This window comes from Modestobacter sp. VKM Ac-2985, assembly GCF_026967925.1.
GTDB lineage: Bacteria > Actinomycetota > Actinomycetes > Mycobacteriales > Geodermatophilaceae > Modestobacter.
Map to the genome: position 1 here is coordinate 1570559 of NZ_JAPVBI010000001.1, position 17072 is coordinate 1587630.

Below are 17072 nucleotides of genomic sequence, written 5' to 3' on the forward strand. Positions count from 1 at the left end.
CATGCCCGGGTGCTTACCGCGTAAACCAAGATCGCCAATGCGTGCACCGGAGCAGTTGGCCCGGAGCCGCTCTGTCCGGGGCTGCCCCGGGGCCGCGGGGTCGCTAGCCTGCCGCCATGAGCTGGACCTGGCAGCTGGAAGACCCCTCGGGTGCACCGATCGACCCTGCCGCGCTCGGGGTGGAGGTGCCCGAGTGCGACAACCAGGGCGACGCCGAGTCCTGGCTGGGGGAGGCCTGGCGCGACCTGCTGGAGCGCGGGGTCGCCACGGTGACGCTGCAGGAGGACGGGGAGCGGGTGTACGGCCCGATGGGCCTGGCGGCCAGCTGAACCGGGGCGGACGCCGCAACGACGTCCGCCCCGTGTCCTCGTCCCGATCCCCGTGCTGAGCTCGGGAGAGGGCTCCGTCAGCCCCGGGAGGTCTTGGCGGGGTCGCGCACCACCACGTCGCCCAGGGCCTCGTCGATGCGGGTCATGACCTCCGGCGGCAGCTGGACGCCGGCGGCCTTGACGTTGTCGTGCACCTGCTCGGGGCGGCTGGCGCCGATGATCGCCGCGGCCACGTTCGTGTTCTGCAGGACCCAGGCCACCGCCAGCTGTGCCATCGACAGGCCCAGCTCGTCGGCGATGGGCCGCAGCTGCTGGACGCGGGTGAGCACGTCGTCGGTCAGGTAGTCCTTCATCGACCCGCCCACGGTGGCGTGCCCGCCGCGGCTGTCTGCCGGTGGCTGCTGACCGGGCAGGTACTTGCCGGTGAGCACGCCCTGGGCCAGCGGCGACCAGACGATCTGGGAGAGGCCCTCCTGCTCGCTGGTGGGCACCACCTCCGACTCGATGACCCGCCACAGCATCGAGTACTGGGGCTGGTTGCTGATCAGCTGCACCTTGAGCTCCCGGGCGAGCTCGGCCGCGGCGGCGATCTCCTCGGCGCGCCACTCCGACACGCCGAGGTAGAGGACCTTGCCCTGGCGCACCAGGTCGGCGAAGGCGGTCATCGTCTCCTCCAGCGGCACCGAGGAGTCGTACCGGTGGGCCTGGTACAGGTCGACGTAGTCGGTCTGCAGCCGCTTCAGCGAAGCGTTGCAGCTCTCGATGACGTGCTTGCGGGACAGTCCGCGGTCGTTGGCCCCCGGGCCGGTGGGCCAGTAGACCTTCGTGAAGATCTCCAGGCCCTCACGGCGCTGGCCGGCCAGCGCCCGGCCGAGGACCGACTCGGCCTTCGTGCCGGCGTAGACGTCGGCGGTGTCGAAGGTGGTGATCCCCGCGTCGAGGGCGGCCCGCACGCAGGCGTGGGCGGCGTCCTCCTCGACCTGGCTGCCGTGGGTGAGCCAGTTGCCGTAGGCGATCTCGGAGATGGTCAGGCCGGAACGGCCGAGGCGTCGTGTGTGCACGGCCGGGACACTACTTAGCGCGGCTCAGCAACCGTGAGCAGCGGCCTTCGTTCAGACGTCGGCGCCCAGCGGGACCTGCGGCTTGGGGAAGCGCCAGCGGCGGATCATCGTCGCCCGACTGACGCCGTACCAGATCAGGCTGCGCATCTTCTGGTCGGTGTTCGGGAAGCGCTCGGTGACCTTCGCCTTGATCTTGCGGCCGAGGAGGAAGGAGTCCCCGATGATCACCAGGAAGAAGGCGAACCAGACGAACACGGTGTAGCTCTGTACGGCCGGGACGGGGATGAAGTAGCCGATCAGCACCAGGGCTGCCACCGCCAGGAAGAAGCTGCCGGCGTTGCGGCGGGCGTCGACGACGTCGCGGACCAACCGGCGCACCGGGCCGCGGTCCCGGGCGGGCAGGGCGCTGTCGTCGCCACGGGCGGCAGCGGCACGGGTGGTGCCCCGCCCGGCGGCCTGCTGCTCGCGCATCCGCTTGTACGCCTCCTTGCGCGTGGTCGGCGGCGGCGGCACCGGGCCGGTGCGACGGCCCTGGGCCTGGTTGCGCCGGGGGGTCGGCCGGCCCTTGCCCGTCGTGCCGAGCGCCGTCGACCCGTGCGGGGTGATGGTGTCGGCGGCGTCCGGCGTCGTGTCGGAGGCGGGACGGCGGCCGGGCAGGCGGAGCTTCACGGCTGCGGAGTCTACGTGCCCGTGACGCGTCGACGGGGGTCCCGGCGGGTGTTGTCCCTCCGGTGGGCAGTGCGCAGGCCGCCCGTGCCCCGATCGCGCCGTACAGTGGGAAGCAGCTCCGCCCCGGCGGTGTTGGCCGTTCTGAGAGCCCGTCCTCCGTGGCGGGCCGAGCAGGACACCCTCGAGTGTGGGAGGACCACGACATGACCGTGCAGGACACGCAGGCCCCCGGCGCCACCGGCGTCATCCTCAGCGACCCCGCCGCCCTGAAGGTGAAGACGCTGCTGGAGCAGGAGGGTCGCGACGACCTGCGGCTGCGGATCGCGGTGCAGCCGGGAGGTTGCTCGGGTCTCCGGTACCAGCTGTTCTTCGACGAGCGCTTCCTCGACGGTGATCAGACCTTCGAGTTCGGTGGCGTCGAGGTCATCGTCGACCGGATGAGCATCCCGTACCTCAGTGGCGCGACGATCGACTTCGTCGACACCATCGAGAAGCAGGGCTTCACCATCGACAACCCGAACGCGGGCGGTTCCTGCGCCTGCGGCGACTCGTTCCACTGATCGCCGGCTAGCGGCGAACGCACGAGGCCCGGCACCCCGCGAGGGGTGCCGGGCCTCGTCGCGTCCGGGGGAGTGCTGCCTCGGGTCACCGGTCCGTGGCCGGGCAGCCGTGGTCGGCGGACAGCGAGCTGCCGGCCACGGCGACCACCCGGCGGCGGGTCAGAGCCGGACGGGGTAGACCGGCTCCGGGATCTCCGGGGTGATCCGTTCCTCGACGAAGATCCCGTGCCAGATCATGAAGACCAGCACACCCCAGACCTGCCGGGCGATCCGCTTGCTGGGCACCTCGGCCTCGCGCAGCCGGTCCAGCAGGCCGAGCACGTGGTCGCGGTCCAGCCACTCGTCGGTCTGGCTGTCGGTCACGATGCTGCGGGCCCAGTCGTGCAACGGGCCGGCCAGGAAGTCCGCCGTCGGCACCGGGAAGCCGAGCTTGCGCCGGTTCATGATCTTCGGCGGGACGATCTGCCGCATCGCCTGGCGCAGTGCGTACTTGGTGGCGTCACCCCGGCTCGGCACCCGCATCTCCAGCGGCAGGCTGCTGGCCAGGGCGAAGACCTCCGGGTCCAGGAACGGCACCCGCAGCTCGAGGGAGTTGGCCATGGTCATCTTGTCCGCCTTGACCAGGATGTCGCCGCGGAGCCAGGTGAAGAGGTCGACGTACTGCATCGCCGTCACGTCGTCGTAGCCGGCCTCGCGGGTCTGCCGGTAGAGGGCCTCGGTGACCGTGACGTGCGAGAGGTCGGGGTCGCGGCCGGGCAGCAGCTGGGCGAGCTCGTCGGCGTTGAGGTTGCGGGCGTTGCCGTAGTACCGCTCCTCGAGCGGGATCGACGCCCGGCGCAGCAGGTCCTGCCCCCGGACGCCCTCGGGCACCAGCCGGGACAGCCCGCCCAGTGCCCGCCGGCCGGCGGCCGGGAGCTTCGACGCCCAGGCCAGGCTCAGGGGCTCGCGGTAGATCGTGTAGCCGCCGAACAGCTCGTCGGCGCCCTCACCGGACAGCACGACCTTCACGTGCTTGCGAGCCTCGCGGGCCACGAAGTACAGCGGCACGAGCGCCGGGTCGGCGACCGGGTCGTCCAGGTACCAGACGACCGTGGGGATCGCATCGGCGAACTCCTGCGCGGTGACCTCCACCGGGACGTGCTTCACGCCCAGGATCGCCGCCGACTCCGCGGCGATGTCGACCTCCGAGGTGGCCTCCCGCTGGAAGCCGACGGTGAAGGTGACCAGGTCGGGGTTGTACTTGTGCGCCAGGGCGGCGACGGCGGTGGAGTCGATCCCGCTGGAGAGGAACGACCCCACGGTGACGTCGGCACGCATGTGCTTGGCCACCGAGTCCTCGAGCACCTCGGCGATCCGGTCGAAGAGGGCCTGCTCCGACCCGGGGGTGACCGGCTTCGGCGCGAACGTCGGGTGGAACCAGCGCTTCGTCTGCAGCTCGCCGTCCGTGACGGTGAAGCTGGTGCCGCTCTCGATCCGCCGGATGCCCCGGTGGAGGGTGGCGGGCTCGGGCACGTACTGCAGCGTCAGGTAGTGCTGCAGGGACGCCGGGTCGACACCGCCGGTGCCGGGGGTGCCGCCGAGCATCTCCAGCAGGGCCTTCTTCTCCGAGCTGAAGGCCAGGCCGCCGTCGGCCAGTCGGGCGGTGAACAGCGGCTTGATGCCGAAGGCGTCCCGGGCGCCGAACGCCGTCCCGGTCCGGGTGTCCCAGATGACGAAGGCGAACATGCCCCGCAGTCGAGGCAGGATGGCCTCGCCCCACAGGTGGTAACCGGCCACGATCGCCTCGGTGTCGCCCTCGGTGGCGAAGGTGGCGCCGGCGGCCTTCAGCTCCTCGCGCAGCTCCAGGTAGTTGTAGATCTCACCGTTGAAGACGATCCGGTAGCGGCCCTCGGCGTAGGGCATGGGCTGGGGGCTGCCCTCGATGTCGATGAACGCCAGCCGGTTGAAACCGAGCACCGCGTGCCGGTCCGACCAGACCTCCCGGTCGTCGGGGCCACGGTGTCGCAGGCACCGCAGGGCGTGCTGCACCCCGGAGACCGTCTGCTCGTCGACCCGTTCGGCGTCGGTGGACAGGTAGGCCAGCAGGCCGCACATGCGGGAGGTCTCCAGGTGAGGGGGAGGGGGCGGGGCCGACGGCCCCGGGATCAGACGCGCTCGCCGGCGCGGGTCTTGCGGGTCGCGATCCGCTCGGCGAAGAACGACAGGACGGGGACCGTGCCGGCCAGCAGCATCAGCACCGAGCCCTTGAACGTCCACCGGGCGCGGAGCGCCAGGTCGCAGGCGGTCACGAAGAAGATCGCGTAGAGCCAGCCGTGTGCGGTGCCGATGACGGTCACGGGACCGTCGACACCGGCCAGGTACTTCAGCGGGACGGCGACCAGGAAGAGGGCCACCAGCAGGACGCCGACGACCCAGGCCATCACCCGGTAGCGGAGCAGCGCAGCCGGGACGTCGCGCCCGACCCGGCGGGCCAACGCGCGCGGCAGGCGCGAGGCGGTGGCCGTGTGGTCAGCGGTCACTGCTGCTCCCGGGCCGGAGTGCCTTCTCGTTCAGCTCGGCGAGGTAGGCGTTGTAGGCAGCGAGCTCCGGATCGCCCGTGGTGTCGATCCGTGGCCGCTGGTAGAGCACCAGGGAGGAGCCGGGCTCGTCGTCCGCGGGGTCCCGGGCCAGCTCGTCCTTGCACATCTTGAGGTAGAAGCCCAGGCCCATGAACCCGTACAGCGGCCACTGGAGCGCGTAGCTCCAGTTGACGGCACCGCCACCGGCCTCGGCCTTGGTCAGCTGCCAGTAGCCGAGGAAGAAAGTCATCACGAAGAGCGCGACGACGACCAGGTGCATGAAGAGCCACCCGGGGCTGAGCAGGCGTCGGTACACGCCCGCGACTGTAACCGCCGGGACGGCGGCGAGCCGTCGCCCAGGGCGTGGTCCGGAGCACGCCGCCGTCCCGGCGCTGGTGGACACTGGCCTCGCCGTGAGCCGGGGTGGACGACGCAGACCGCGTCCGACCAGCCGCTCCGGACGACCCGCCGGGACGGTCCTCCCGCCCCCGGGACGACAGGCGGGGTCGGCTAGTCTCGGCGAGACTGTGGTCGGGGTGGGCAGAGCCCGTCGGGCAACCGAGGAGCACCCGCCGGTGAGACCGCGTGGCGTCGCCACGCGGGGGATGAGGAGGCAGCGGGCAGTGGCTCGACGCAGCAAGCTGGCGAAGGTCGCCGGGCTCGGTCTCCTGGGAGCGCTGACGCTCAGCGGGTGCGAACTCACGGGCAGTTGGCTCAGTTGGGGATGGCCCGAGGGCATCACCGACCAGGCCGAGGCGATGCACGACCTGTGGATCGGTTCGACGATCGCGGCCCTGGTGGTCGGCATCGGGGTGTGGGTGCTCATCGCCTACGCGACGATCCGGTACCGGAAGCGCGGGGACGAACTGCCCCGGCAGACCGCCTACAACCTCCCGCTCGAGGTCGTCTACACGATCATCCCGTTCCTGATCATCGCGGTGCTCTTCTTCTTCACCGTGAACACCCAGAACGAGGTCCGTGACGTCAGCGACGACCCCGACGTCACGATCGCGGTCAACGCCTTCAAGTGGAACTGGCAGTTCGTCTACCCCGAGACGGAGACCGATGCGGGTGAGGCGGTCTCGACCGTCGGGACCAGCACGGAGATCCCGATCCTCGTGGTCCCCACCGACCAGACGATCCGCTTCGAGCTCGCCTCCGCGGACGTCATCCACTCCTTCTGGGTGCCGGAGTTCCTCTTCAAGCTGGACATCATCCCGGGCCAGGACAACGGGCGGGACAACGTCTTCGAGGTCACCGTCCGCGAGGAAGGTGCCTACGTCGGCCGCTGCGCCGAGCTCTGCGGGACGTACCACGCGTTCATGAACTTCGAGCTCCGGTCGGTCACCCCGGACGCGTACGAGACCTACCTGGGGGCGCGCGAGGACGGTCTGTCGACCTACGACGCCCTGGAGCTCATCGGCGAGCCCGGTGCGGCGGTCTCCACGCAGCCCTTCGCGCCGCAGCGCGAGCAGGCGGTGGCCTCGGATGACTGACCCGATCACTCAGCCTCACCTGGAGGAGCGGCCGTGAAGGTCGAAGCGCTCATCTTCAACTTGATCACGGTGTTCTGCCTCGTGACCGCCGTGGTCTACGGCTTCTGGGCGCGGGAGCCCATCGGGACGACGGCGCTCGCGCTGTCCGGTGGCCTGACCGCCCTGATCGGTGGCTTCTTCTGGTTCGTGAGCCGTCGCATCGATGACCGCCCCGAGGACCGCAAGGACGCCGAGATCGCCGACGGGGCCGGCGAGCTGGGCTTCTTCAGCCCGGCCAGCTACTGGCCGTTCGGGCTGGCGTTCTCCGCCGGGATCATGGGCCTCGCGCTGGCCTTCTGGTACCCGTGGCTGGTTCTCATCGGTGCGGTCGCGCTCCTCGTGACCATCGGTGGGCTGCTGTTCGAGTACTACGTCGGGCAGAACGCGCACAGCTGACCGCCAGCAGCACCGGACGACTCAGCGGGGCCCCTTCCCAGTCGGGAAGGGGCCCCGCTCGGCGTCTGTGCCTGTACACGTCGCTGGGGTGCGGTGGCCCCGTCTCAGCCACGGAACGCCACCGGTCCCGGTCACCCCGGTACCGGGCCGATGGGTTCTCCGGACCCGCTACCGGAAGGTCGCATCGCCGACCGGCACCCACGGGGCGGCCACCTGATCCAGTCCTGGACGGGTGGCTGAGCTCCCGGCCAGAGACGTGTCCGCGACGAAGAGGACGCCCGGGCTGACGGACCGTTCGGTGTGCTCGCCACGGTGCCCCTGGCAGGACCGCAGTGGCCCGGGGCAGCGCTGAGGCTGGAGCCAGCTCCGGGGCGGGGAACGGGAGGTCCGGGCACCCAGCTGTGCGTGATCCGGCGCCCGGGACGACCTCGGTGGCGGCGGGGTCGGCGGGTGGACCGCCGCGGCACCGGAGCTGAGCGCCCACGCCCACCAGCGGGACCTGGGGGTGGCGGGCGGCCGCGTGGGGGCCGGGGCGGGCTGGGCAGCGGGCCAGGCCCTTGTAGCCGATGGACCGGGCCACGGGGCAGTCAGAGGTGCACTCGACCCGGCGAGCGAGGCGTCGCCACCCGCTGCAGATGGCCGGGGGGGGGGCCAGCGGACCGGCGAGGTGCCGCGCCCTGGTCCCCGGGGAGTGGAGCGCTCCCGACGATCATGGACCCAGCGGGAGGACGCGCCGTTGCTGACCGGCGTGCCGGATCGCCAGCTCCATGATCGTCGGGAGCGAGGCCGGCACCTGCGCCATGGGGGAGTGCTCACGGCGCGGGCAGTGGTGTGCTCGGCCGGCTCTGGGCCGGCCTCGGCCACTGAGGTCCACCAGGGAATGCAGCAGGCCCCGACGGACGAGTCCGTCGGGGCCTGCTGTCGGGCTGGTGCTGTGGGTCAGTCCCTCGGAGCCTGGGGCCGCCCGCCTTCGGAGGGACGGCCGCCCTCGGAGGGGCGACCCGAGCTGATGGACTGGCGGTCAGCCTGCTCCGCCTCCAGCCCGCGGGCGTCCAGCTCGGCCTGCCGCTGCACCTCGGCCGGCTCCTCGATCGGCTTGAAGAAGCCCTTGATCGCCCGGCGTGCGCCGCCGACCTGGTTCATCTTCTTCGGCACCGAGGCACCGCCGTACGCCAGCTGACCGTGGCCGTGCTCGTCCACCGGGCCCAGGGGCTGGTGGACCTCGATGAACTCGCCGCTGGGCAGCCGCCGGATGACCCCGGTCTCGATGCCGTGCTCGAGGACCTCGCGGTCGTGCCGCTGGAGCCCCAGGCACAGGCGGTAGGTCATCCAGTAGGCGAAGGGCGGGAGAACGAGGCAGCCGATCCGGCCGAACCACGTCATCGCGTTGAGGCTGATGTCGAATTTGTCCGCGATGAGGTCGTTGCCACCGGAGATCCACAGGATGACGTAGAACGTCAGCGCCATGGCACCCACCGCCGTCCGCACAGGGACGTCGCGCGGGCGCTGCAGGAGATGGTGGGACGCGGTGTCCCCGGTCAGCTTCCGCTCGATGAACGGATAGAACGCCAGCACGGCGAACATCAGGCCGGCACCGACGACGGTCGGCCAGAACAGCGCCGGGATCGTGTAGTCGCCGGGCAGGTTGATGTCCCAGGCCGGGAAGAGCCGGGTCGAGCCGTCGAGGAAGCCGATGTACCAGTCCGGCTGCGAACCTGCCGACACCTGCGCCGGGTTGTACGGACCCCACAGCCAGATCGGGTTGATCTGGACCAGGCCACCCAGGGCGGCGCACAACCCGAACACGATGAACAGGAGAGCCGTCGCCTTGCCGGCGAAGGTGGGGAAGAGCCGGTTCCCGACGACGTTGTGCTCCGTGCGGCCGGCACCCGGGAACTGCGTGTGCTTCTGCTTGACCAGGATCAGCAGGTGCGCGGCGATCAGCGCGAGCAGGATCGCCGGGATGATCAGCACGTGGGCGATGTAGAACCGCCCGATGATCTCCGTGCCGACGTAGTCACCGTTGAAGACGGCCCAGTGCGCCCAGGTGCCGATGACCGGGAGCGACAGGATGATCGCGCTGATGATCCGCAGGCCCGTTCCCGACAGGAGGTCGTCGGGGAGGGAGTAGCCGGTGACGCCCATGAGGAGCGCCAGGACGAGCAGGACGACGCCGATCAGCCAGTTGGTCTCACGCGGCCGGCGGAACGCACCGGTGAAGAAGATGCGGATCAGGTGGATCACGATCGAGGCCACGAACAGCAGAGCGGCCCAGTGGTGGATCTGCCGGATCAGCAGCCCGCCGCGGACGTCGAAGGAGAGCCCGAGAGTCGACTCGTAGGCCGCCGACATCTCCACGCCCCGCAGGGGTGCGTAGACGCCCTCGTAGACGACCTCCTCCATGCTGGCGTCGTAGAAGAACGTCAGGTAGGTGCCCGACACCAGCAGGATCATGAAGGAGTAGAGCGCGATCTCCCCGAGCAGGAAGGACCAGTGGTCGGGGAAGACCTTGTTCAGGGTCCGACGCAGCGGACCGGCGACGATCAGACGATCATCGACCTCGAGTGCAGCTTGACCGATCTTGGTCGTCGGCGCACCAGGCGCCGCCGTGGTGGTGGCCATCAGATCCGTTCCCGGTTCCAGTAGGTGGGGCCGACTGCCTCAATGTAGTCGCTCCGTGCCACGAAGTAGCCCTCGTCGTCGACCGTGATGGGCAGCTGGGGGAGTGCGCGGGTCGCCGGCCCGAAGACCGGTCGCGCGCCCTGGGTCACCTGGAACTGCGACTGGTGACACGGACAGAGGATGCGGCCGGTCTCCTGCTCGTAGAGCCCGACCGGGCACCCGGCGTGCGTGCAGATCTTGGAGTACGCGACGTAGTCGCCGTAGGAGAAGTCGGCCTGACCCTCCCGCGGCTCGTCGCTGAGCTGCTGCTCCGGCCGGAGCCGGATCAGCATGGTCGCCGCGTCTGACTGGAAGTTGCCCCCCGCGACGGCCGGGAAGACGGTCTCCAACGAGCCGGGCTGCTGGTCACCGGGGCGGATCGGGGTGCCGTCGTCGCGCAGCAGGCGGACGCCCTCGGCCCACGACGTGGTGCCGAGCGGGTTGCCGGTGTTCGGGTTCTTGATCAGGCCACCGAGCGGGGCGATGAGCATGGCCCCGAACGCGACCCCCATGCCACCGATGGTGCCCAGGAGCAGCTTGCGGCGGGGGAGGCCGGACTTGTCCAGGCCGCTCATGAGGGTGGCGCCGGTGGTGACCCGGTCGAAGTGTGAACCGTCGTGCTTGTCCTGGACCGCGGTCTCGTGGGGCAGCAGCTTCTTGACGTACTGCACCAGGCCGATGCCGATGCACAGCAGCGACAGGCCCATCGCCAGACCGAGGAGCGGGGTGAACAGCGCGCTCCACGGAGCGGCGCCGACCTCCCACTCCCAGTCGGGGAGGAACCACCCGGAGCCGGCGTAGACGACCAGGAAGGCCACGGCGAAGACGCCGGCGAGTGCGAACCACATGGTCACCTGGCGGGTGGCCTGCTTCTCCAGTGCCGAACCCGGGGCCGGGGCGGGCTCGACGTGGAGCACCTCGACACCGTCGTAGCGGGCACCCAGCCGGTCCAGCTCGGTGCGGTCCATCGCGGCGAGCTGGGCGGGCGTGTGCTCGTCGTCCGGACCGCCGTGGCTGGGGCCGGTCGCTGCGCTCCCGCCGGCCGAACCGGGGTTCTTGTCCGTCGTGGTCACGCCTTCGTCCCCATCCAGAAGATCCCGAACAGCAGGGCGCCGACACCGGCGACCCAGAGGACCAGGCCCTCGGCCACCGGACCGGCGCGGCCGATCGCGGCGCCACCGGGGTCGGCCTGGTCCTGGATCGTCTGCACGTAGTCGATGACCGAGCGCTTCTCCTCCGGTGTCAGCTGGTTGTCACCGAAGACCGGCATGTTCTCCGGGCCGGTCAGCATCGCCGCGTAGATCTGCTCGTCGGTCAGGCCGTCGAGCGAGGGTGCCCGCTTGCCGGAGGACAGGGCGCCGCCCTCTCCGACGAAGTTGTGGCAGGAGGCGCAGTTCAGGCGGAAGAGCTCGCCGCCCTCGGCCAGCTCGCCGTCGCGGAGGTCGCCCGAGGGGACGCTGGGGCCGCCACCGTTGGCCTGGACGTAGGCCATCAACTGGGCGATCTCCGCCTCGGTGAACACCACGGGGTGCTCGGGCGCCTGCGCCTCCTGGCGGACCAGCGGCATGCGGCCGGTGGAGACCTGGAAGTAGACGGAGGCCGAGCCGACGCCGATGAGCGAGGGGCCGCGGTCCTCCACCCCCTGCAGGTTGGAGCCGTGGCAGGTGATGCAGCTGAGGACGTAGAGCTCACGGCCGGCCTCGACGGCGATGGACTCCGAGTCCGACGTCTCGTCAGCGGCGATGGCCCCGGGGGCGAAGGCGGAGTAGGCGACCCCGGTCAGGATCAAGGCGGCCATGAGCCCGGCCACGTTGGCCAGGCGGCGGCGCTGCTTGGAGCGGTGCCGGTCACGGGCGGCAGCGGCCGGCGTGCCAGCGGGCGGCCGGCGGCGCAGCAACCTGCGGGGGCCGCCCTCGAGGGGGGCTTCGGACGAGGCGTTCGTGGTGGACACCCGGTTCCCTACTTGATCAGGTAGATCGTGATGAAGAGGCCCACCCACACGACGTCGACGAAGTGCCAGTAGTACGACACAACGATCGCCGAGGTCGCCTGGGCGGGTGTGAAACGGCCCATCGTGGACCGGATGAGCACGAAGACGAAGGCGATGAGGCCGCCGATCACGTGCAGGGCGTGGAAGCCCGTCGTCAGGTAGAACACCGACCCGTAGGACGAGGACGAGATGGTCGTGCCGTGGTCGACGACCAGGGTGCGGTACTCGAACATCTGGCCGATCACGAAGATCAGCCCCATCACGAACGTGATGGTGAACCAGCGCCGCAGCCCGTAGACGTTGCCGATCTCCGCAGCGAAGACGCCGTACTGACAGGTCACCGACGAGGCGACCAGGATCAGGGTGAAGGCCAGTGCGTACGGCACGTTCAGCTCGGTGGGCTCCGGCGGCCAGCCGTCCTCGGCTCGGGCGCGGGCAGTGAAGTACATGGCGAACAGGCCGGCGAAGAACATCAGCTCACTGGCGAGCCAGACGATCGTGCCGACGCTGACCATGTTCGGTCGGGTCAGGGAGTGCACCCGCGAGGTGTCGAAGGTGCTGCTCGCCACGGGGGCCGTTGTCACCGGCCCATCATGGCATCGGGACAGCCATCCCACGACGCGGGGTCGGTGGGCGTGGCGCGCTCGGTGCGGCCACCTGCGAGAGGCCCGGCACGCCGCCCTCCCGCCCCTCTCCCTCCGGGCACTAGGCTCGCGAGGGTGAGCCTCGACTCCACACCGGCCACCGTGCTGGTCTTCAGCCAGCGGGCCGAGGTCCGCACCGCCGTCCGGACGGCCCTGGGCACGGCGCCGGCCGCCGACGTGGGGCCGCTCAGGTACCTGGAGTGCGCGACCGCCGACGAGGTGGTGGCGGCCGTCGACCGCGGTGGCGTCGACCTCTGCGTGCTGGACGGTGAGGCGCAGCCGACCGGTGGCATGGGGATCAGCCGCCAGCTGAAGCACGAGATCGCCGACTGCCCGCACCTCGTGGTGCTCATCGCTCGGCAGGCGGACCGCTGGCTGGCCCACTGGTCGATGGCCGACGCCACGTTGGCCTATCCGGTCGACCCGTTGACCGCGCCTCAGGTCGTCGCCGGACTGCTGCGGGACCGGGCAGCGCAGCGCCCGGCCGTCCGACGCTGACCCGATGACGTCAGCCAGCCCGACCTGGCCCGGCCTGCTCACCCGGCTGACCCGCGGCGAGCACCTCGCGGCCGAGGACACGCGTTGGGCGATGCGCCAGATCATGACGGGGGAGGCGACGCCGGCCCAGGTCGCCGGGTTCGTCGTCGCGCTCCGGGCCAAGGGGGAGTCGCCGGAGGAGGTCTCCGGGCTCGCCGCCACGATGCTGGAACAGGCCACCCCGGTGCAGCTGCCGATGGAGTGCGTCGACATCGTCGGCACCGGAGGCGATGGCGCGCAGACGGTGAACATCTCCACGATGGCCGCGATCGTCACCGCAGCGGCCGGCGTCCCCGTGGCCAAGCACGGCAACCGGGCTGCGTCCTCGGCCTCGGGCACCGCCGACGTCCTCGAGGCGCTCGGGGTGGTCATCGACCTGCCCGCCCCGGCAGTGGCCCAGTGCGTGCTCGAAGCGGGGATCGGCTTCTTCTTCGCGCCTGTCTTCCACCCCGGGATGCGGCACGCCGCCGCGCCGCGGCGGGAGCTGGGGATCGGCACGGTCTTCAACTTCCTGGGCCCGCTGACGAACCCGGCCCGTCCGGTCGCGGCCGCCATCGGTTGTGCGGACACCCGGATGGCCCCGGTCCTCGCCCAGGTGCTCGCGGACCGGGGGGGCCGGGCGCTGGTGTTCCGCGGGGACGACGGGCTGGACGAGCTCACCACCAGCACGACCTCCGCGGTGTGGGTGGTGCGCGACGGCGAGGTGGTCTCCGAGCGGCTGGACCCGACGGCCCTGGGCATCCCGGTGTCCGCGCCGGGGGCGCTGCGCGGAGGGGGTCCGGAGGTCAACGCCGAGGTGGTGCGTCGGCTGGTGGCCGGCGAACCGGGACCGGTCCGCGACGCGGTGGTGCTCAACGCGGCCGGCGCGCTCGCCGCGTTCGACACCCGTGGGTCACGGCTGCACGACGCACTGGGGGCGGGGCTGGAGCATGCCGCGGCCGCCATCGACGACGGCAGGGCGGCCGCGAAGCTCGCGGACTGGGTGCGGGTCAGCCGCGCCGCACGGGAGTGACGACCAGGTCGTTCCCCCGGCCCCGGGACACACCCGGGTGGACGCGGGACGAGAGCGCCCGACGCCCGGGGTGAGCTACTGGTCCGTCGACTCGAAGCCGATCGAGAACGCGGCCTCGAGGTCGTGGCGCGAGTAGGCGCGGAAGGCGATGTGGGTGGCGGTGTCGACGACGCCGGGAACCTTGTTGATCCGCCCGGCGATGACCTGGGCGATCTCCTCGAACTCGTGCACGCGGACGAGCGCGACCAGGTCGACGTCGCCAGCGACGGAGTAGACCTCGCTGACCCCAGGCAGCGCGGCGACCGCCTCGGCCACCTCGCCGATCGAGTCGGTGGCGGCATCGATCATCACGATGGCGGTGATCACGTCCGGGATGTTAGCCCGGTCGCGACCCGGCCGCGCCGTCCGGCGGTGCGCCGACCGGCCGCCGGGGCACCTGCGGTGACCCGGTCCGGCTGGCTGCGGGTGCTGAGCGACCGGGTGTCGGCGAAGGGGTCTCGCTCGGCGAGGCCGGCGTCCACCTGGGCGAGGAAGCCGCTGTAGTCACCTGTGCCCGGGGTGCGGCTGGCCAGGGTGCCGGTGAGGTCGACCAGGCGGGTGCCGGGTCTCTCCATCCAGCGCAGCACCAGTTCGGCCTCGTCGACGGTGGCGGCCAGCTCGTCGTCCGGCCCGGTCGGGGTCTCGGCGGTGGCGCGCAGGTCGGCCAGGTGGCCGCGGACGGACCGCCCATGCTCGGCGACGCCGGCCGCGACCAGTCGGCCACGACGGACGACCGCCAGCTGCCAGCCCCCGCTGCCGTCGGGGCGGGCGAGGACGAGCTCGGCCACGGTGGCCAGCGACTCCAGGCGCTGTCGCCGCCGGACCGCCCGGACCAGCACGGCCACCCGGTCGCGCAGCACGGCCGCCTCCTCGTACCGGCCTTCCCCGGCCAGCTGCTCGACCCGGTGGAGCAACGGGGCGACCAGGTCGCGCGGATCGGACTGGACGGCCGCACGGAACACCGCGGCGACCGCGGAGTACTCCTCGCGGGACTGGTCGCCGGTGCAGGGGGCCCCGCACCGGCCCATCCCGGCCAGAGCGCAGGCGCTGCCCAGCACCGTCAGCGACAGGCGGGAGGTGCACTGGCGCAGCGGCACGGACTCGTGCACGGCGGCGACGGCGGCCTCGGCCGCCCGCCGGTCGGGGAAGGGCCCGAGGAACGAACCGGCCCCCGGCCGCACCCGGCGCACCACGGACAGCCGGGGGAACGGCTCATCGGTCAACCGGACCCAGAGCGCGCGCTCGGGGAAGCGGGACCGCCGGTTGTACCGGGGCTTGTGCTCAGCGATCAGCCGCAGCTCCCGGACGGCGGCCTCCAGGTCGTGCGCGCACGGCAGCGCCTCGATCCGCTCGGCGAGGGTGATCATCTCGGTCATCCGGCTGCGCTGCTCGCCGGCGGAGAAGTAGCTGCGCACCCGGCTGCGGAGGTCGCCCGAGGTGCCGACGTACAGCGGTTCGTCGCGCGGGCCGCGGAAGACGTACACCCCGGGACCGGAGGGGACGTGCTCGGCGAGGTGACGCTTGCGGCGACGGCGCGGGTCGACCTGGCGGGTCAGCCCGGTCAGCTCCTCGAGCGAGGTGATGCCCAGGGGGCCGAGGCGCTCGAAGAGCCCGTGCAGGACGTCGACGGTCGCCCGGGCGTCGTCCAGTGCCCGGTGGCAGGGCTGGGTGGAGGTGGAGAAGTACGGCGCCAGCGTGGCCAGCTTGCAGTTGGGCACCTCGTCGCGGCTGAGCAACCGGCGGGCCAGGACGGCGGTGTCGACCGACGCGAACACCGGGCAGGGCACTCCGCTCGCCTCGCAGGCCGCCCGCAGGAACCCGAGGTCGAACGGGGCGTTGTGGGCCACGAGGACGGCGCCGCGGGCGAACTCCAGGAAGGCCGGCAGCACCGCGTCGATCCGGGGGGCCGCGGCCACCATCATCGAGGTGATCCCGGTCAGCACGCTGATGTAGGGCGGGATCTCGTGACCGGGGTCGACCAGGGTCTGGAACTCGCCGAGCACCTGGCCGCCGCGGACCTTGACCGCCCCGATCTCGGTGATCGCGCTGTTCTTCGGCGAGCCCCCGGTGGTCTCCAGGTCGACGACCACGAAGGTGACCCCGGCCAGCGGGGTGCCCAGGTCGTCGATCGTCGACTGCTGGAAGCGCGGCTCGTCCGGCGCCCCGTGCCGGCCGGGGAGCGCCACCTGTCGCCACGGTGAGGGGGCGGGCGCCGCAGTGGTCGGTGGGACCGGGACCGGAGGTGGTGCTGGGTGCGGGGCAGGTACGGACGGCACGCCGCGGACGCTAGGTCGGGGGTCCGACAGTCCCCGGGAGGCCACGCCGTGCAGGCCGCTGGCCGGAGCCGTGCAGGCCGCTGGCCGGAGCCGTGCAGGCCGCTGGCCGGCCGGGAGCTGGGCAGAACTGTCGGTGGTCGCTCCTACGGTCCGCGGTGTCTGGATCACAGGAGACAAGGAGAGCCGCTGTGCTCATCGACTGCGACACCTGCACCGTCCGCGGTCAGGGCTGCGACGACTGCGTCGTGACCGTCCTGCTGGGCGCCCCACCGGACTGGCGGGGGAGTGCACCCACCGTCGTGCCGCTCACGCGACGCCGGCCGGGCGTCTCGGCCGGGGCCCCGACCGGCGAGAGCGTGCTGGCGGCCGGGACCGCACCGGGGGAGGCGACCGCCGACGGCCAGAGCGGGCCCGGTGAGCGTGGTGCCGAGGTCGCGCGCCCGGTCGTCGAGTGGGACGACGTGGAACGGCGGGCCGTCCGCGCCTTGGCAGAGTTCGGGCTGGTTCCGCCGTTGCGTCATCAGGATGCGTCGTTCCGCGGCGACCGCCACGTGAGCTGACAAATCGCAGTCTTGTGATTTGGCAGGTCCTGGGGTCGATTCCGGGTTTGACAGGGCTAGGTCTCGGTCTGGTCACGGACCTACGGTCGTCATGTCTGAGCGAGACGAAGTCGCCACAGAGGGTGACCTCGGTCGGACGCCGCCGAACCACCGACCCGCGCCGGGGTGGTGCACCGGGGGGCCGCCGCAGCGCTGAGGTGAGCTCTCGGGCAGCGGGACACCGTGCCAGCGACCGGGGCTCCTGG

General features: G+C 71.7%; 18 protein-coding genes. 7 read left to right on the top strand and 11 right to left on the bottom strand.

The genetic code is table 11. The annotated features are described in order from the left end of the window. The first annotated feature begins 116 nt into the window (after nt 1-116). Nucleotides 117-329, top strand: a complete 213-nt coding sequence (locus O2V61_RS07495; protein ID WP_269157046.1) for a hypothetical protein — start codon at nt 117-119, stop codon at nt 327-329. Nucleotides 330-406: 77 nt separating this feature from the next. Here the strand turns inward: O2V61_RS07495 and O2V61_RS07500 are convergent, their stop codons facing one another. Further along, complete coding sequence (locus O2V61_RS07500; RefSeq protein ID WP_269182676.1) at nt 407-1390, bottom strand: aldo/keto reductase family protein; 984 nt, start codon at nt 1388-1390, stop codon at nt 407-409. Nucleotides 1391-1441: 51 nt separating this feature from the next. Continuing rightward, nucleotides 1442-2059 carry a DUF3043 domain-containing protein gene (locus tag O2V61_RS07505; RefSeq protein WP_269182677.1) on the bottom strand — a complete coding sequence of 206 codons (618 nt, stop codon included), beginning with the start codon at nt 2057-2059 and terminating at the stop codon, nt 1442-1444. A 203-nt stretch (nt 2060-2262) separates the two neighbouring features. Between O2V61_RS07505 and O2V61_RS07510 the strand changes: the two genes are divergently transcribed. Next, nucleotides 2263-2619 carry a HesB/IscA family protein gene (locus tag O2V61_RS07510; protein WP_036334939.1) on the top strand — a complete coding sequence of 119 codons (357 nt, stop codon included), beginning with the start codon at nt 2263-2265 and terminating at the stop codon, nt 2617-2619. Nucleotides 2620-2778: 159 nt separating this feature from the next. Here the strand turns inward: O2V61_RS07510 and asnB are convergent, their stop codons facing one another. Genes asnB through O2V61_RS07525 form a run of 3 tightly spaced genes read right to left on the bottom strand, consistent with a single transcriptional unit; the run spans nt 2779 to nt 5493 of the window. Continuing rightward, the gene (gene asnB / locus O2V61_RS07515; protein ID WP_269182678.1) at nt 2779-4713 is read right to left on the bottom strand and encodes an asparagine synthase (glutamine-hydrolyzing); all 1935 of its coding nucleotides are present in this window, start codon (nt 4711-4713) and stop codon (nt 2779-2781) included. Nucleotides 4714-4763: 50 nt separating this feature from the next. Continuing rightward, nucleotides 4764-5138, bottom strand: coding sequence for a DUF3817 domain-containing protein (locus O2V61_RS07520; protein WP_269182679.1), 375 nt, complete (start codon nt 5136-5138; stop codon nt 4764-4766). After that, nucleotides 5128-5493 (bottom strand): metalloprotease, encoded by a 366-nt coding sequence (locus O2V61_RS07525; RefSeq protein WP_269157040.1) that lies wholly within the window; start codon nt 5491-5493, stop codon nt 5128-5130. The genes O2V61_RS07520 and O2V61_RS07525 overlap by 11 nt, the downstream gene beginning before the upstream one ends. 307 nt (nt 5494-5800) lie before the next feature. Here O2V61_RS07525 and ctaC point away from each other — a divergent pair, with 307 nt between their 5' ends. Then, nucleotides 5801-6673 (top strand): aa3-type cytochrome oxidase subunit II, encoded by an 873-nt coding sequence (gene ctaC / locus O2V61_RS07530; protein WP_269182680.1) that lies wholly within the window; start codon nt 5801-5803, stop codon nt 6671-6673. 33 nt (nt 6674-6706) lie between these two features. Continuing rightward, nucleotides 6707-7108, top strand: a complete 402-nt coding sequence (locus O2V61_RS07535; RefSeq protein WP_269182681.1) for a cytochrome c oxidase subunit 4 — start codon at nt 6707-6709, stop codon at nt 7106-7108. Nucleotides 7109-8047: 939 nt separating this feature from the next. Here O2V61_RS07535 and qcrB read toward each other — a convergent pair. The 4 genes from qcrB to ctaE are packed head-to-tail and all read right to left on the bottom strand — an operon-like array spanning nt 8048 to nt 12343. Next, the gene (gene qcrB, locus O2V61_RS07540) at nt 8048-9730 is read right to left on the bottom strand and encodes a cytochrome bc1 complex cytochrome b subunit (protein ID WP_269182682.1); all 1683 of its coding nucleotides are present in this window, start codon (nt 9728-9730) and stop codon (nt 8048-8050) included. Continuing rightward, on the bottom strand, nt 9730-10842 hold the full coding sequence (gene qcrA / locus O2V61_RS07545; protein ID WP_269182683.1) for a cytochrome bc1 complex Rieske iron-sulfur subunit: 1113 nt from the start codon (nt 10840-10842) through the stop codon (nt 9730-9732). Before qcrA ends, qcrB begins: the two co-directional genes overlap by 1 nt. Further along, nucleotides 10839-11720: a cytochrome bc1 complex diheme cytochrome c subunit gene (qcrC, locus tag O2V61_RS07550; protein WP_269182684.1), complete on the bottom strand. Its 882-nt coding sequence runs from the start codon at nt 11718-11720 to the stop codon at nt 10839-10841. Before qcrC ends, qcrA begins: the two co-directional genes overlap by 4 nt. Before the next feature lie 8 nt (nt 11721-11728). Continuing rightward, nucleotides 11729-12343: an aa3-type cytochrome oxidase subunit III gene (ctaE, locus tag O2V61_RS07555; protein WP_331254206.1), complete on the bottom strand. Its 615-nt coding sequence runs from the start codon at nt 12341-12343 to the stop codon at nt 11729-11731. A gap of 135 nt (nt 12344-12478) precedes the next feature. On the opposite strand from ctaE, the gene O2V61_RS07560 reads away from it, so the two are divergent. Then, nucleotides 12479-12901, top strand: coding sequence for a hypothetical protein (locus O2V61_RS07560; RefSeq protein WP_269182685.1), 423 nt, complete (start codon nt 12479-12481; stop codon nt 12899-12901). Nucleotides 12902-12905: 4 nt separating this feature from the next. After that, nucleotides 12906-13952 (top strand): anthranilate phosphoribosyltransferase, encoded by a 1047-nt coding sequence (gene trpD / locus O2V61_RS07565; protein WP_269182686.1) that lies wholly within the window; start codon nt 12906-12908, stop codon nt 13950-13952. A gap of 75 nt (nt 13953-14027) precedes the next feature. Here the strand turns inward: trpD and O2V61_RS07570 are convergent, their stop codons facing one another. Both O2V61_RS07570 and O2V61_RS07575 read right to left on the bottom strand, forming a co-directional pair. Next, nucleotides 14028-14318: an Lrp/AsnC family transcriptional regulator gene (locus O2V61_RS07570; protein ID WP_269157032.1), complete on the bottom strand. Its 291-nt coding sequence runs from the start codon at nt 14316-14318 to the stop codon at nt 14028-14030. Further along, a complete protein-coding gene (locus O2V61_RS07575) occupies nt 14315-16177 on the bottom strand; it encodes a DEDD exonuclease domain-containing protein (RefSeq protein ID WP_269182687.1) in 1863 nt (620 codons plus the stop codon). The genes O2V61_RS07570 and O2V61_RS07575 overlap by 4 nt, the downstream gene beginning before the upstream one ends. Nucleotides 16178-16455: 278 nt before the next feature. Here O2V61_RS07575 and O2V61_RS07580 point away from each other — a divergent pair, with 278 nt between their 5' ends. Continuing rightward, nucleotides 16456-16827, top strand: coding sequence for a hypothetical protein (locus O2V61_RS07580; RefSeq protein WP_331254207.1), 372 nt, complete (start codon nt 16456-16458; stop codon nt 16825-16827). Nucleotides 16828-17072: the final 245 nt, after the last annotated feature.

What these genes read in the sequence shown, in the direction of transcription:
- asnB (WP_269182678.1), bottom strand. Translation starts at nt 4,713, where the DNA reads ATGTGCGGCCTGCTGGCCTACCTGTCCACCGACGCCGAACGGGTCGAC.
- qcrB (WP_269182682.1), bottom strand. Translation starts at nt 9,730, where the DNA reads ATGGCCACCACCACGGCGGCGCCTGGTGCGCCGACGACCAAGATCGGT.
- O2V61_RS07510 (WP_036334939.1), top strand. Translation starts at nt 2,263, where the DNA reads ATGACCGTGCAGGACACGCAGGCCCCCGGCGCCACCGGCGTCATCCTC.
- O2V61_RS07495 (WP_269157046.1), top strand. Translation starts at nt 117, where the DNA reads ATGAGCTGGACCTGGCAGCTGGAAGACCCCTCGGGTGCACCGATCGAC.
- trpD (WP_269182686.1), top strand. Translation starts at nt 12,906, where the DNA reads ATGACGTCAGCCAGCCCGACCTGGCCCGGCCTGCTCACCCGGCTGACC.